At 58.1% G+C, this 14,694-nt stretch carries 14 protein-coding genes; 12 read left to right on the forward strand and 2 right to left on the reverse strand.

All coding sequences use genetic code 11. The features are described 5' to 3' along the window. Positions 1–414 precede the first annotated feature (414 nt). The 8 genes from fimA to PGR79_RS06170 all read left to right on the forward strand — a co-directional run bounded on the left by fimA (position 415) and on the right by PGR79_RS06170 (position 8,495). Positions 415–963: a type 1 fimbrial major subunit FimA gene (fimA, locus tag PGR79_RS06135; RefSeq protein ID WP_045373910.1), complete on the forward strand. Its 549-nt coding sequence runs from the start codon at positions 415–417 to the stop codon at positions 961–963. Between the two features lie 72 nt (positions 964–1,035). Next, complete coding sequence (locus PGR79_RS06140; protein WP_123273292.1) at positions 1,036–1,575, forward strand: fimbrial protein; 540 nt, start codon at positions 1,036–1,038, stop codon at positions 1,573–1,575. 73 nt (positions 1,576–1,648) lie between these two features. Further along, positions 1,649–2,335, forward strand: coding sequence for a fimbria/pilus periplasmic chaperone (locus tag PGR79_RS06145; protein WP_430921423.1), 687 nt, complete (start codon positions 1,649–1,651; stop codon positions 2,333–2,335). A gap of 81 nt (positions 2,336–2,416) precedes the next feature. Next, positions 2,417–5,050, forward strand: coding sequence for a fimbrial biogenesis usher protein (locus tag PGR79_RS06150; protein WP_430921261.1), 2,634 nt, complete (start codon positions 2,417–2,419; stop codon positions 5,048–5,050). Positions 5,051–5,060: 10 nt separating this feature from the next. Continuing rightward, on the forward strand, positions 5,061–5,591 hold the full coding sequence (locus tag PGR79_RS06155) for a fimbrial protein (protein ID WP_020078007.1): 531 nt from the start codon (positions 5,061–5,063) through the stop codon (positions 5,589–5,591). A 12-nt stretch (positions 5,592–5,603) separates the two neighbouring features. Continuing rightward, the gene (locus PGR79_RS06160; RefSeq protein WP_087859719.1) at positions 5,604–6,107 is read left to right on the forward strand and encodes a fimbrial protein; all 504 of its coding nucleotides are present in this window, start codon (positions 5,604–5,606) and stop codon (positions 6,105–6,107) included. A 17-nt stretch (positions 6,108–6,124) separates the two neighbouring features. Next, positions 6,125–7,030, forward strand: a complete 906-nt coding sequence (locus PGR79_RS06165; RefSeq protein ID WP_430921263.1) for a fimbrial protein — start codon at positions 6,125–6,127, stop codon at positions 7,028–7,030. Continuing rightward, positions 7,017–8,495 (forward strand): EAL domain-containing protein, encoded by a 1,479-nt coding sequence (locus PGR79_RS06170; protein ID WP_430921265.1) that lies wholly within the window; start codon positions 7,017–7,019, stop codon positions 8,493–8,495. The genes PGR79_RS06165 and PGR79_RS06170 overlap by 14 nt, the downstream gene beginning before the upstream one ends. Positions 8,496–8,531: 36 nt before the next feature. Here PGR79_RS06170 and PGR79_RS06175 read toward each other — a convergent pair whose 3' ends face one another. Together PGR79_RS06175 and yjdI are read right to left on the reverse strand one after the other, a co-directional pair. Further along, positions 8,532–8,804 carry a GNAT family N-acetyltransferase gene (locus PGR79_RS06175; protein ID WP_015369862.1) on the reverse strand — a complete coding sequence of 91 codons (273 nt, stop codon included), beginning with the start codon at positions 8,802–8,804 and terminating at the stop codon, positions 8,532–8,534. An 11-nt stretch (positions 8,805–8,815) separates the two neighbouring features. Further along, the gene (yjdI, locus tag PGR79_RS06180; RefSeq protein WP_015369861.1) at positions 8,816–9,046 is read right to left on the reverse strand and encodes a 4Fe-4S mono-cluster protein YjdI; all 231 of its coding nucleotides are present in this window, start codon (positions 9,044–9,046) and stop codon (positions 8,816–8,818) included. Between the two features lie 423 nt (positions 9,047–9,469). Between yjdI and PGR79_RS06185 the strand changes: the two genes are divergently transcribed. Genes PGR79_RS06185 through PGR79_RS06200 form a run of 4 tightly spaced genes read left to right on the forward strand, consistent with a single transcriptional unit; the run spans position 9,470 to position 14,187 of the window. Then, on the forward strand, positions 9,470–9,742 hold the full coding sequence (locus PGR79_RS06185) for a YtcA family lipoprotein (protein ID WP_015369860.1): 273 nt from the start codon (positions 9,470–9,472) through the stop codon (positions 9,740–9,742). A gap of 6 nt (positions 9,743–9,748) precedes the next feature. Further along, on the forward strand, positions 9,749–10,777 hold the full coding sequence (gene mdtN, locus PGR79_RS06190) for a multidrug transporter subunit MdtN (RefSeq protein WP_430914673.1): 1,029 nt from the start codon (positions 9,749–9,751) through the stop codon (positions 10,775–10,777). A 9-nt stretch (positions 10,778–10,786) separates the two neighbouring features. Next, positions 10,787–12,718, forward strand: a complete 1,932-nt coding sequence (locus tag PGR79_RS06195) for an FUSC family protein (RefSeq protein ID WP_430921267.1) — start codon at positions 10,787–10,789, stop codon at positions 12,716–12,718. A 5-nt stretch (positions 12,719–12,723) separates the two neighbouring features. Next, positions 12,724–14,187 carry an MdtP family multidrug efflux transporter outer membrane subunit gene (locus PGR79_RS06200; protein WP_430921425.1) on the forward strand — a complete coding sequence of 488 codons (1,464 nt, stop codon included), beginning with the start codon at positions 12,724–12,726 and terminating at the stop codon, positions 14,185–14,187. Positions 14,188–14,694 lie beyond the last annotated feature (507 nt).

Raw genomic sequence — 14,694 nt, forward strand, 5'->3', positions numbered from 1 at the left:
TTGTAATCTTTTGCAACTGACAAGTGCATATTTCATCAAAAAAAATCTTATCTGATTGATTTACATTAACTTCTATAACGACCTTTCTTTACTTATCCTCCTCCGACTATCTACACACACTCACTTCTCAGCATTGAACTCAAGCACGTCGTTTTTCCATACCCGGCAGAGTCGTAGTTTTTAAATCCATTAAATAAAAAAAAATCAGTATATAAATCCAATAATACACCAGCATAAACAAAATAAAAGCCATAAATCCCGACGAGTCAAAATGGCCCCAATTGACTCATCAGTAGGGGCGAAAACTGTGCAGAACCGGCAGTCGCACCATTCGGCTGATTTATGGAATGCCTGGAAGGCAAAACGGCTGCCAATTTTGGTTCGTAATATCGATTTTGTTTAAAGGAAAACAGCATGAAAATCAAAACACTGGCAATCGTTGTTCTGTCAGCTCTGTCCCTGAGCTCCGCGGCGGCCTTGGCCGATACCACCACGGTAAATGGCGGTACAGTGCATTTTAAAGGAGAAATCGTCAACGCAGCCTGTGCAGTCGATGCCGGTTCTATCGATCAGACCGTTCAGTTAGGCCAGGTTCGTTCGGCAAAACTGGCTACCGCGGGCAGCACCAGCTCCGCAGTCGGTTTCAACATTCAGTTAGATGACTGTGATACCACTGTCGCGACCAAAGCCTCTGTCGCTTTCTCCGGTACCGCGGTTGATAGCACCAACACCAGCGTTCTGGCACTGCAGAGCTCCGCTGCTGGCGGCGCGACCAACGTCGGCGTACAGATCCTCGACAAAACCGGCACTCCGCTGGGCCTGGATGGCGCAACCTTCAGCGCGGCCACCACGCTGAACGACGGCACCAACATCATTCCTTTCCAGGCGCGTTACTACGCCACTGGCGCGGCTACTGCCGGTACTGCTAACGCAGACGCCACCTTCAAAGTGCAATACGAGTAATTCAAACATCAGACAGGGAAGCATTCCGGGCCAGGATGGCCCGTTATCCACTACGGGATTGGGGTGATAACGATGCAAGGAGTGAAGACAGGTCTGCTGATGTTTCTGCTTTCGCCGCTGGCGCAAGCCGGCAACCACTGGAACGTCACGGTCGCCGGGGGAAACATGCGTTTTCAGGGCGTCATCATCGCCGAGTCCTGCCGCGTTGAAGCCGGCGACCAGCAGATGACCGTCAATATGGGGCAGATCAGCAGCAATCGCTTTCATTCAGCCGGGGAAGATGCCAACCCCGTGCCATTCGATATTCACCTTCAGGATTGCAGCACCGCAGTCAGCCAGCATGTCGGCGTGTCGTTTCGCGGCGTGGCCGATGGCAAAAATCCGGATGTGCTCTCGGTTGGCGAAGGACCGGGTATCGCCACCGGCGTAGGCATCGCGTTATTTGATAATGAAGATCAATTGATTCCGCTGAATAGCCCGCCGGGTGCCTGGCGGCGGCTGTATACCGGCCCCACCACGCTACATTTTGTAGCCAAATATCGGGCGACCGGCAATCAGGTCACCGGAGGAGCGGCAAACGCGCAAGTTTGGTTCTCTCTGACCTATCAGTAATTAACCAGCAGACATCCGGAAACAGGAAACAACGGTGAGTACAAAAGGGGTAAACGTGAAAAAGAGACTGGGGATGACGCGCGGACTACTGGCGGGATTATTGATGATGGCCGCAAGCGGTTACTCCGCCTGGGCTCAGGCCGGCGTTGCGCTCGGCGCCACGCGGGTTATCTATCCGGCCGGGCAAAAACAGGTACAGTTAGGGGTAACCAATAATGATGACAGCAGCACCTATCTGATTCAGTCCTGGGTGGAAAACGCTGACGGCGGCAAAGATGGCCGCTTCGTGATTACGCCGCCGCTGTTTGCCATGCAGGGCAAAAAAGAAAATACCCTGCGCATCATTGACGCCACCAATAAACAACTGCCGCAGGATCGCGAAAGTCTGTTCTGGATTAACGTGAAAGCCATCCCGTCGATGGATAAATCCAAGCTGAGCGAAAATACCCTGCAACTGGCGATTATCAGCCGCATCAAGCTCTACTATCGCCCGGCGAAGCTGGCGCTACCGCCGGATCAGGCGGCGGAAAAGCTGAGCTTTAGCCGCAGCGGTTCGTCGTTAACGTTGATTAACCCTACCCCTTATTACCTGACCGTCACCGAACTTAACGCCGGCACTCGGGTGCTGGAAAACGCACTGGTGCCGCCAATGGGTAAAACCTCCGTCAAGCTGCCGCCGGATGCCGGTAGCAACATAACTTATCGCACGATTAATGATTACGGCGCGCTGACCCCAAAAATGACTGGCGTGCTGCGTTAACACAGGTTTGGCCCGCCGGGCGGGCCATGCCGCGCATAACAATAAGAACTGACAGCCGGGCGAATTGAGACCGGAGGGACTATGTCACATCTCAAATATGGACTGGACCGTTTTGGTTCCCGCAGCGCCAGGCTCCGCCCACGCGCTATTTTGGCCATGGCGAAATTCCCCGTGGCACTCTGTTTTGTCCTGCAGGCGGGCCACGCGCAGGCTGAACTCTATTTTAACCCGCGTTTTTTGGCTGACGACCCTGCGGCGGTGGCCGATCTTTCCGGTTTCGAAAACGGGCAAGAGGTGCCGCCCGGCACCTACCGAGTCGATATTTATCTTAACGACGGCTTTATGACCACTCGCGATGTCACTTTTAACCGCGGCGAAAAAGGCCATGGGCTAAGCCCGTGTCTGACCCGCGGGCAGTTGGCCGGAATGGGGGTCAACACCGCGGCGGTGACCGGGATGAACGCCCTCGCCGCCGACGCCTGCGTGCCGCTGACCGAACTTATCACCGATGCCACGACGCGCTTCGACGTCGGCCAGCAGCGCCTGTATCTCACCGTACCGCAGGCCTTTATGGGCAACCGCGCACGCGGCTATATTCCGCCAGAAATGTGGGATGACGGTATCAACGCCGGACTGCTGAACTACAACTTCACCGGCAACAACGTCCATAACGATACCGGCGGCAGCAGCAACTACGCCTATTTAAATCTACAAAGCGGCCTTAACCTTGGCGCCTGGCGACTGCGTGATAACACCACCTGGAGCTACAGCAGCGGCGGCAGCAGTTCCAGCAATGAGAACAAATGGCAGCATGTTAACACCTGGCTTGAGCGCGACATCACGCCGCTGCGCTCGCGTCTGACCCTCGGCGACAGCTACACCAACGGCGATGTTTTCGACGGCATTAACTTCCGCGGCGCCCAGCTGGCGAGCGATGACAACATGCTGCCGGATAGCCAGAAGGGCTTTGCGCCGGTGATCCACGGTATCGCCCGCGGCACCGCGCAGGTGTCGATCAAACAAAACGGCTATGAGATTTACCAGAGCACGGTCCCGCCGGGCCCGTTCACCATTAACGATCTCTATGCTGCGGGCAACGGCGGCGATCTGCAGGTGACGATTAAAGAAAACGACGGCACCAGCCAGGTCTTTAGCGTGCCGTGGTCAACGGTGCCGGTACTGCAGCGCGAAGGGCATACCCGGTACGCGCTGACCGCCGGCGAATACCGCAGCGGCAACGATCAGCAGGAAGAGCCGAAGTTCTTTCAGAGCACCCTGTTACACGGCCTGCCTGCGGGCTGGACTTTGTATGGCGGTACGCAACTTGCCGACCGCTACCGCGCCTTTAATCTCGGCGTGGGGAAAAACATGGGCGATTTCGGCGCCGTCTCGCTGGATGTCACCCAGGCCAACGCCACCCTACCCGACGACAGCGATCATCAGGGGCAGTCGATTCGCTTCCTCTATAACAAGTCGCTGAGCGATGTCGGCACCAATATCCAACTGGTGGGCTATCGCTACTCCACTAAAGGTTATTACAGCTTTGCCGATACTACCTACCGCCGGATGAGCGGTTACGACGTACAGACCCAGGATGGCGTGATCCAGGTGAAGCCGAAATTCACCGATTACTACAACCTCGCCTATAACAAGCGCGGCAAAGTGCAACTGAGCGTGACCCAACAGTTGGGGCGTACCGCCACGCTCTATCTGAGCGGCAGTCATCAGACCTACTGGTCGACCGGCAAGGCGGACCAGCAGCTGCAGGCCGGACTCAACGCGGCGGTGGACGACATCAACTGGACGCTGAGCTACAGCCTGACTAAAAACGCCTGGCAGCAGGGCCGCGACCAGATGCTGGCGGTCAACGTCAATATTCCGTTCAGCCACTGGCTGCGTTCCGACAGCAAATCGGTATGGCGGCACGCCAGCGCCAGCTACAGCATGTCGCACGATCTTAATGGCCGGATGACCAATCTGGCGGGACTTTACGGCACCCTGCTGGAAGACAATAACCTGAGCTATAGCGTGCAGACCGGCTATGCCAGCGGCGGCGAAGGCGATAGCAGCGGCACCGGCTACGCGGCGCTGAACTATCGCGGCGGCTACGGCAACGCCAACGTCGGTTACAGCCGCAGCGACGGTTTCAAACAGCTGTACTACGGCGTCAGCGGCGGGGTGTTGGCCCACGCTAACGGCGTGACCCTGAGCCAGCCGCTGAATGACACCGTGGTGCTGGTGAAAGCGCTGGGCGCCGGTGATGTAAAAGTGGAAAACCAGACCGGGGTACGTACCGACTGGCGCGGCTATGCGGTACTGCCTTACGCCACCGAATATCGCGAAAACCGGGTGGCGCTGGATACCAATACCCTTGCCGATAACGTCGATCTCGATGACGCGGTGGTGAGCGTCGTCCCTACCCACGGCGCTATCGTGCGGGCGGACTTCAAAGCCCACGTCGGGGTCAAGTTACTGATGACGTTGACCCATAACGGCAAACCGGTGCCGTTTGGCGCGATGGTCACCTCAGGCAGCAACCAGAGCGGCAGTATCGTGGCCGATAATGGCCAGGTCTACCTGAGCGGGATGCCGCTCGCCGGCAGCGTGCAGGTGAAATGGGGCGAAGGCGCGGACGCCAGCTGCGTGGCCAGCTACCGCCTGCCGGAAGAGAGTCAGCGGCAGGCGCTGAGCCAGCTATCGGCAGAGTGCCGTTAAGGAACGCATGATGATGAAAAAACCACTTAACCTGTTCGGCGCCATCCTGACGCTGGTCTGCGCCAACGCCTTTGCGGCGGACAGCACCATCACCATCAGCGGCTACGTGCGCGACAACGCCTGCGCGGTGGCCACCGAATCGAAAGAGTTTACCGTCGATCTGATGGATAACGCCGCGAAGCAGTTTAACGCCGTCGGCGCAACCACGCCGCTGGTGCCGTTTCGTATCGTGCTGTCGCCCTGCGGCAGCTCGGTGACGGCGGTCAAAGTCGGCTTTAACGGCACTCCGGATAGCGACAATAACGACCTGTTAAAAATCGACGGCGGCGCCTCCGCGGCGGCGGGGATGGCGGTGCAGATCCTCAACGGCCAGCAGACGATGCTGCCGGTCAACGCGCCCTCTTCGTCGATCGCCTGGACCACCTTAACGCCGGGGCAGACCAACACCCTCGGTTTTTACGCCCGGCTGATGGCAACCCGCGTACCGGTGACCGCCGGTCACGTCTATGCCACCGCCACCTTTACCCTTGAATTCCAGTAACCGGAGGCTGAGATGAAAGCACACTACGCAGGATGGCTTCTGGCAGGCGCGCTGGCGTTAAACATTATCCCGCTGCAGGCCGCCGACATCACCATCACGGTGAACGGCAAAGTGGTGGCCAAGCCGTGTACGGTCTCCACGACCAATGCCAACGTTGACCTCGGCGATCTTTATACCTTCAGCCTGGTGTCGGCGGGTTCCGCTTCGGCCTGGCACAGCACCGCGCTTGATTTAAGCAACTGCCCGGTCGGCACATCGCGCGTCGTCGCCACCTTTAGCGGCACCGCGGACAGCACCGGCTATTACAAGAATCAGGGTACCGCAGGAAATATCCAGCTCGAACTACAGGACGACAGCGGCACCACGCTCAATAACGGGGCGCAAAAGTCGGTTCAGGTCGACGATAGCTCGCAGTCGGCGCGTTTTCCGCTGCAGGTTCGGGCCCTGTCGGTTAACGGCGGCGCCACCCAGGGAACCATTCAGGCGGTGATAAGCGTCACCTATACCTACGCCTGAGTCAGGAGAGTTTGTTTATGAAAAAAGTCATCGCTCTGTTAACCACCCTGCTGCTGATGGGCTGGTCGATTAACGCCTGGTCCTTCGCCTGTAAGACCGCCACCGGCGCAACTATCCCCATCGGCGGCGGCTCGGCCAACGTTTACGTCAACCTGACCCCGGCCGTCAACGTAGGGCAAAACCTGGTGGTCGACCTGTCGACGCAAATTTTCTGCCATAACGACTACCCGCAAACCATTACCGACTATGTGACGCTACAGCGCGGATCCGCCTACGGCGGCGTACTATCGAGCTTTTCCGGTACCGTAAAATATAACGGCACCTCTTATCCGTTTCCGACCACCACGGAAACCTCGCGGGTGATCTACGATTCGACCACCGATAAACCCTGGCCGACCGTACTCTATCTGACTCCGGTCAGTACCGCGGGCGGGGTGGCGATTACCGCCGGATCGCTGATTGCCGTGCTGATTCTGCATCAAACCAACAACTACAACAGCGACTCCTTCCAGTTCGTGTGGAATATATACGCCAATAACGACGTTGTCGTGCCGACCGGCGGTTGCGATGTCTCCGCACGCGATGTGACCGTGACCCTACCCGACTATCCGGGTTCGATGGCGGTGCCGGTCACCGTCCACTGCGCGCAAAACCAGAATCTTGGCTATTACCTTTCCGGCACTACCGCCGATAGCGCCAACTCCATTTTCACCAATACCGCTTCCGCTTCGCCGGCGCAGGGTATTGGCGTCCAGCTGACCCGTAACGGGACCGCCGTTCCGGCCAACAGCAATGTCTCATTAGGCACGGTTGGCACTTCACCGGTGAATCTGGGACTGACCGCCACCTATGCGCGCACCACCGGTCAGGTGACGGCGGGTAATGTACAGTCGATTATTGGGGTGACGTTTGTCTACCAGTAAAGTCGATACCCCGCAGGCGACGACGGATTACATCCTGTCGCCCTGCGCCATGGCGGCGGCGGGATTAGCTGATATGGTCGACGACGGTTGCCGCCAGTTGGTATGGCTACAGCCGCGGATGCAGACCATGCTGTCGATATCTGCGCCCGCCGACGTCCGGAAAATTGTGGTTTTTCTGCCCGACGATCCCTGGTGGCTACTGTTCGTCCTGCGTGAAGCCGCCTGGTTACTCACCCAGGCCAAACGGCCTTTGCCCATGGTGATCTTAAGCCGCAGCCCGGCGCCGTGGCTGTGGCAAACCTTACTGCACCAGGTTGGCGACCGCCGCCTGCTGGCCGCCGTGCAGGCAATCTCCTCCGATCTACCCTGCCGCCGTCTGGCGGCATTGTTGAAAGGCGGCCTGGTCGGCTACCCCGCCCTGCAACAGCTTTCGGCCATCGAGGCGTTGGCGCGCGGCAAACCGCCGTCGGGCTTAAGCAAAATCGAACTTAACGCCACCCTCGCCCTGCTGTATGGCCACAGCATCACCAGTCAGGCGCAGATCCGCGGCGTCAGTCAGAAAACGCTCTACAACCAAAGAACCTCAGGATTAAACAAGATGGTGGAGTATCATCCGCATCTGGCGAGCCGGTTTCCGGGCAGCCGAAGCAAACGCGTAGCTGGTCAGGGCATCACTGCGCTGACTCCCTTCGAACGTGAGTTTATTCATGCCATTCATGGACGGCAGATCTTTCCGGTCTTTCAGCCGATTGTCGACGACCGCATACGCCTGCAGGGCATCGAGATATTATCGCGCTGGCGCAAAGATGGCGTGGTACTGCCGCCGGGCGAGTTTCTACCGCATATCCACTCCGAATACGCCTGGCTATTACTGACCGCCTTTGTCCTGCAGGAAGCGGTGCAGAATATCAATCGCTATCATGGCGAGTTCTATTTTTCGGTCAATATCCCTCCCTGTATCGCCTATCACGATAATCTTGCCCGTATGATGGAAACCGCCTGGCAACAGCTGCAGAACCCGCAGTGGGCCGACCGGCTGGTGCTGGAATTTGCTGAAACCGTCGATTTACAGCAGCAAGGAAAAGCGGTAGCGAATATGAGCAATATTCAGCAGCAAGGCTTTCGCATCTTTCTCGACGACTGCTTCTCGCACAGCAGCGTCATGTTCCCTGTGCGCACGGCGCGTTTTAGCGGCTACAAGCTGGATATGAGTATCGTCAATGATTTTCAGCGCGACCCGCACGCACTGGTGCTGATTAAAAGCCTGGTCTACTACTGCCAGCTGACGCAGAGCCGCTGTATTGCCGAGGGAGTGGATAGTCTGGAGAAATTTAATCAGCTAAAAGCGCTGGGGGTCGATCGTTTCCAGGGGTATCTGTTCTCACCACCGGTCACTCGCGAGCATCTGGGAGAGATCATTCAGCGCTTTTTACCGGATCATGCCACCTGCCGGTTGGCCGGGTGATCGCAGCACGGCGCCAGCCACAGCCGGCGCCGTATTTCAGGCGCGAATGTCGTCGTACTCGCGGGTGTTATCGAATTCGTGTTTGGCAAACGGGCACAGCGGAATGATTTTGCGTTGTTCCTGGCGCATTTTCTCGACCACTTTCGCTACCAGCTGTTTACCCACGCCCTGGCCTTTCAGGCTGGGATCGACATCGGTATGCTCAATAATGCTCAGATGTTCACCGGTTGGAACAAAGACAATTTCCGCCACCTGGTTTCCCTCGGCGTCATTAACGTAGAACTTGTTGTGGCCTTCCAGAATTTCCATCATTTCCTCGCTTATTTGTGGCGATACTTCAATGCGCCGCTGGGACAGGTATCGATCACTTTGACCACCGTGGCCACATCCACCTGATCGGGGATGATCCACGGTTTACGTTTAAGATTGAACAGCTTCGCGCTACCGCGCACGCAGTTGCCCGAGTGCTGACAGATATCGGTATTGAAATAGACATCTATCTTCTCGCCGGTATAGGCCCGGTAGCCCGCTTCCAGTAGTTCTTTATCCATGACATTGCCTCAGTATTTTTATTATGTTTACCTAAGAGCCTATCTCATTAGGGCTATTTTGCTTGCCATTTTGAACCTGGGCAGTGCTCAAAATCCTCACGTACTACGTGTACGCTCCGGTTTCTGCGCGCTGTCCGTGTTCAAACTGGCTGCGCCAATTACGCCTACTGGGATAGGCTCTAAGAATAGCTCGCGGCATAGCCGCTGACTATGGAGAAATGAGAAACGCCCTATTTCAATTATATCGCTAATGATAAAGCGACTTTTTAATACCTACGCGAAATTAAACTATTATCAGAGGATAACCATAACTCGGCTAAGCAAACCATCAGCGCTATAATTTAGGCGGTGTATTGAGGGTTTATTTCGTCAACAACGAATAAACTCAATTGTTCAATGGCATGAACATTCAGGTATCTTCCTTTGAAGCAAATTGTAAAACGGGCGCGCCCGGCATTGTTATTACTTCTTTTGGCGGTCTCCGGTTGCTCTTTATCCCCCGCCATACCGGTATTAGGCGCAGCATTCCCCGGCTGGTTCTTCTGCTTTTTAGGCGGCGCATTACTGCTGATCCCTTGCCATATCTTGATTGCCCGTAAAGGCTGGCAGGCGCGCTTTTCCCCGCTGGTATTAAGTTACCTGGCGTTAATGTTTCTATTTGCCACTATTCTGTGGTTTCTTCTTTTCGCACATTAAATACCTATGACTCAATCCAGCCCAAGCGTATTACGGAAAAAATGGCCCTTGTTGGCTCTCGTCCTCGCCGCTATTGTGGCGCTGATCGTGGTTATCTGGCAGTTGCAGACTTCGCCGGAAACCAACGACGCCTACGTCTACGCCGACACCATCGATGTGGTGCCGGAAGTCAGCGGGCGGATCGTTGAAATGCCGATCCGTGATAATCAGCGGGTGCAGAAAGGCGATCTGCTGTTCCGCATCGATCCGCGTCCCTACCAAGCGATGCTGGACGATGCCAAATCACGGCTGGCGGCGCTTGATGCGCAGATTATGCTGACCCAGCGCACAATTAAAGCCCAGCAGTATAACGCCCAATCAGTGAGCGCCGCGGTAGAGCGTGCGAAGGCGCTGGTGAAACAGACCACCTCGACCCGTATCCGCCTGGAACCGCTGGTGCCGCAGGGATTCGCCGCGCAGGAAGATCTCGATCAGGCGCGCACCGCGGAAAAAGCCGCCCGCGCCGAACTGGAAGCCACGCTGCTGCAGGCCAAACAGGCTGATGCCGCGGTCACCGGCGTCGATGCGATGGTCGCGCAGCGCGCCGGGATCGTCGCGCAAATCGCCCTTGCGGAACTGCACCTGGAGTTCACCGAAGTTCGCGCGCCGTTTAACGGCGTAGTCATCGCCCTGAAAACCACCGTCGGACAATATGCTTCCGCCCTGAAACCGGTCTTCACGCTGCTGGATAACGACCACTGGTACGTGATTGCGAACTTCCGCGAAACCGACCTGCAAAACGTTCAGCCTGGCGTGCCGGCAACCGTGACGGTGATGACCAACCACAGTCGCGCCTTTGACGGCGTCGTCGATTCCGTTGGCTCAGGCGTACTGCCGGAAGGCGGTAGCGTCATTGGCGGGCTGCCGGTGATTCAGAAGAGCATCAACTGGGTACATGTGTCGCAGCGCTTCCCGGTTAAAATCGCGGTGAAAAATCCCGACCCGGAACTGTTCCGCATGGGCGCCTCCGCCAGCGCCGTGCTGCAGGCGAAATAAGGGTCCGGCATGCATAATTTCTGGTTGTTTCTGCAACGGGAGCTCGCCGACGCGCCGGGGCGGGCCAACTATACCCTGCGCCTGACGCTGAGCTGCGCGGTGCTGATCACCCTGTTTATGACCCTGCAGATCCCGTTTCTCGCCGTGGCGCTGATCGTGGTGTTTTACGTCAGCCAGCCGAACATTCTGATGATTAAGCTGGGCAGCGTCCTGTTTTTTGTCACCATCAGCGTGGCGCTGGGGCTGGTGCTGCTGATCATCAAGTGGACCTATGATTTCCCGCTGATTCGCCTGGTCGCTTCGGTATGCCTGTTCTTTGGCGCGATGTATCTGATGCGCGTGCTGGGCAAACTCGGGCTGGCGTTTTTCGTGGTGGCGCTGGCGGTGATTTATGCCCAGACCTTCCCGTCGATGACCAGCCAAAGTGAAGTTCTGGTGCGCCTGCTGCTGTGGCTTTGGGTGGCGATCAATACCGCAACGCTGGTCACGCTCCTGGTTAACGCCTGCTTTCGCCAGGCCTTCCCCGGCTACCAATTCCGCGCCCAACTGGTGGTGATGCAGCGGCAGGTCGCCGACGTGCTGACGCAGAACGCCGCGCCGCCGACCTTCAAAGAGATCGCCGGGCGTTTTAATCAGTTGCAAGGATTGTTTAAGCAGGCCCGTTTTGCGGCGCCGGAAATTGCCGCCGATCCGTCGCGCTGGCAGGCGCTGATGGCGGCCACCCTGCGCTGCTATCACCTCGCGGCGCTGCTGCAACCGGGCGATGACCACGCCGCGGCGCGCCAGCAGATCGCCGCCGCGCTACAGGCGCTGGCGCCGTCGATGAACGAGGGTACGCCGTTTTCATTCTCCGCGCCGGCCATTGATGATCGCGGCGCCAATACGCGGATTTTACAAGAGATGGCTGATGTGCTGGCGAAACTGGCGCACGGTGAAGCCATCGACCTGCCGCAGGGTGAAGCCGAGAAGTCGCCGCTGCTGCTGCCGGATGCCTGGCGCAATCCCGCTTATCTGCATTTCGCCCTGAAAACCCTGCTGGCGACGCTGCTGTGCTACGTCTTCTATACCGCCGCGGACTGGCAAGGGATCCACACCATCATGCTGAGCTGCGTGATTGTCGCCCAGCCGGGGCTGGGGGCGACGATGCAAAAAACCTGGCTGCGTATCGGCGGCGCGCTGCTCGCCACGCTGCTGGCGCTATTGTTGATCGTCTTCGTACAACCGTGGACCGAGTCCATCGTCGGCCTGCTGGCGATGGTTCTGCCGGTAATGGCGCTCTCGGCGTGGATTGCCGCCGGCTCAGAGCGTATTGCCTACGCCGGGATCCAAATCGGCTTTACCTTCTCGCTGGCATTCCTCAGCTGGTTTGGTCCACTGACCAACCTGACGGAACTGCGCGACCGCGTCATCGGTATTTTGCTCGGCGTACTGGTCTCGTCGATCGTCCATCTTTATCTATGGCCGGATAGCGAAGCGCCGCAGCTGAAATCGCGGCTGGCGCAACTCTATCGCCAGATAGCCGACTTCCTGCGCACAAAAGATGATAAGCCGCAGATGGTGCCGCTGTTCCAGGCGCTGACCACCAGCGAAACGCTGCTGCATCGGGTCGCCGCCGAGCCGCTGGGCACTTTTGCGCATCCGTGGCCGCAGGCGAAATCCTGGCCGAGCAAAGCCACCTGGCAGCAGGCGCAGGAGATAGTCCGCCTGAGCGAAGGCTACCGGCTGTATGCCGCGCCGGGAGACTCCTTCTTAAGCCGCTGCGCCGAACAGTTACAGGCGTATGCCGATGATATTGAACGTCAGCAGCCGACGGCGCCCGTCGCGCCGCTGGTTGTCGATCCGGCTAATCCGTTCGGCGAACCGCTGGCGGCTTTACTGACCACCCTGCCGGACTGGTCAGACAAACCTTCTGAATTTACGCGACAGGCAGAACCGTCATGATAAAAATGGACGCCGCAGCACGTTTTCTGCGCTACTCACCGCTGGCTCTCGCCATGACTCTGTTGACAGGATGCGCGCTGATTCAGGACGATCCTGGCGAAGTGCCCATTGTTAATCCGCAACAGGCGCAGCTGGCGCAGGTGATCCACCTGGCGAATAGCGGCTGGCCGGCGGCTCGCTGGTGGGAGGGGTATCACGATCCCCAGCTCAACATGCTGGTAAACCGCGCGCTGCAAAACTCGCCGACCATGCAGGCGGCGCGGCTACGCATTTCACAGTCGCAATCCACCGTCGAGCTGGCGCAGTCGGCAATGGGCGTGCAGGCGACCGCCGTGGCGGCGCAGAATCGGATGCGTATAACCGATAAATCCTTTAGCTGGCCCTACTCCTATTCTCTGCCGGTGGATAAAAACGGCCCGTGGTACACGCTCAATACCGTGGGGGTCGGCGCGACGCTGAATATCGATTTGTGGGGCGCCGACCGGGCCCGCGTCGCGGCGGCTATTGGCGAAAAGAACGCTCGCCAGGCGGAAACCGCCGGTATCGAACTGGACCTTGCCAGCAGCGTGGCGCAGCTGTACTTCGCCATGCAGGCCACCTTCCAGAAGATCGTTCTGCTCCAGCAGCTAGAAGAAATTGCGCGGCTGTCGGTACAGGCGCATGAACACCGCACCCAGCGCGGCGTGGAGGATAGCGTCGATATCGCCAATGCGCAGGCGGAACTGCTTGGCGCGCAGCAGCAGGTGATTACCGCCCGCGGCACGCTGACCCAGTACCGCGAAACGTTGCGGGCGCTAATTGGCGCCGACGCGCAGAGTATGCCGGAGATCCACCCGGTCGCTCTGCCGGCGTTGCAGGAAACGCTGCCGGATTCACTCTCCTTCGAATTGCTGGCGCGTCGCCCGGATCTGCAGGCCCTGCGCGGTTATGTGACCGCTTCTATGAGCCAGGTCGATGCGGCGAAAGCGGCCTTTTATCCGCATTTTGATATTAAAGCCTTTTGGGGATATAACGCGCTGAGCGTCGGCGATCTGTTTAAGTCGTCCTTCCAGCAGATTAACCTGCTGCCGGGGCTGTATTTGCCGATATTCGATGGCGGCCGCCTGAACGCCAATCTGAAGTCGGTACGTACGGCGAGCAATATCCTGATTAAGCAGTACAACCAGGCAGTGCTGGATGCGGTACGGGACGTGGCGATAAGCTCCAGTCAGCTTAACGATCTCAACCAGCAGGTGGCGCTGCAGGAGCTGAAGGTGACGGCGGCGATGGCCACCACCCGCAGCGCCAACGCCCATCACCAGCGCGGCCTGTTAAGCCGCTATGCCGCACAAGAAGCGCGGCGACCGGCCATCGCCCAGCAGCTGTTATTGCTGGATATCCAGGCCCAGCGCCTTAGCACCGATATCACGCTGATTAAGGCCCTCGGCGGCGATTATCGCGGTCCGGCGGTGGGTTCCGAAGAACCGTAAGCCAGCGCAGCGCGAGCAGGGAAATCCCCGGATAGCGGCTTACGCCTTATCCGGGCTACCGTTCTGATGAAGCCCCGGTGGTGGGTTGCGCAGAACCGTAGCCCTGCTAAGCGCAGCGCGAGCAGGGAAATCCCCGGATGGCGGCTTACGCCTTATCCGGGCTACCGTTCTGATGAAGCCCGGCGGTGAGTTCCGCAGAACTGTATCCCTGCTAAGCGTAGCGCGAGCAGGGAAATACCCGGATGGCGGCTTATGCCTTATCCGGCTACCGTTCTGATGAAGCCCCGGCAGTGGGTTGCGCAAAACCGTAGCCCTGCTAAGCGCAGCGCGAGCAGGGAAATCCCCGGATAGCGGCTTACGCCTTATCCGGGCTACCGTTCTGATGAAGCCCCGGCAGTGGGTTGCGCAGAACCGTAGCCCTGCTAAGCGCATCGCGAGCAGGGAAATCCCCGGATGGCGGCTTACGCCTTATCCGGGCTACCGTTTCCATACTCTGCTTACTATAAA

This window comes from Klebsiella sp. 141161, from assembly GCF_050600815.1.
Classification (GTDB): Bacteria; Pseudomonadota; Gammaproteobacteria; order Enterobacterales; family Enterobacteriaceae; genus Klebsiella; species Klebsiella aerogenes.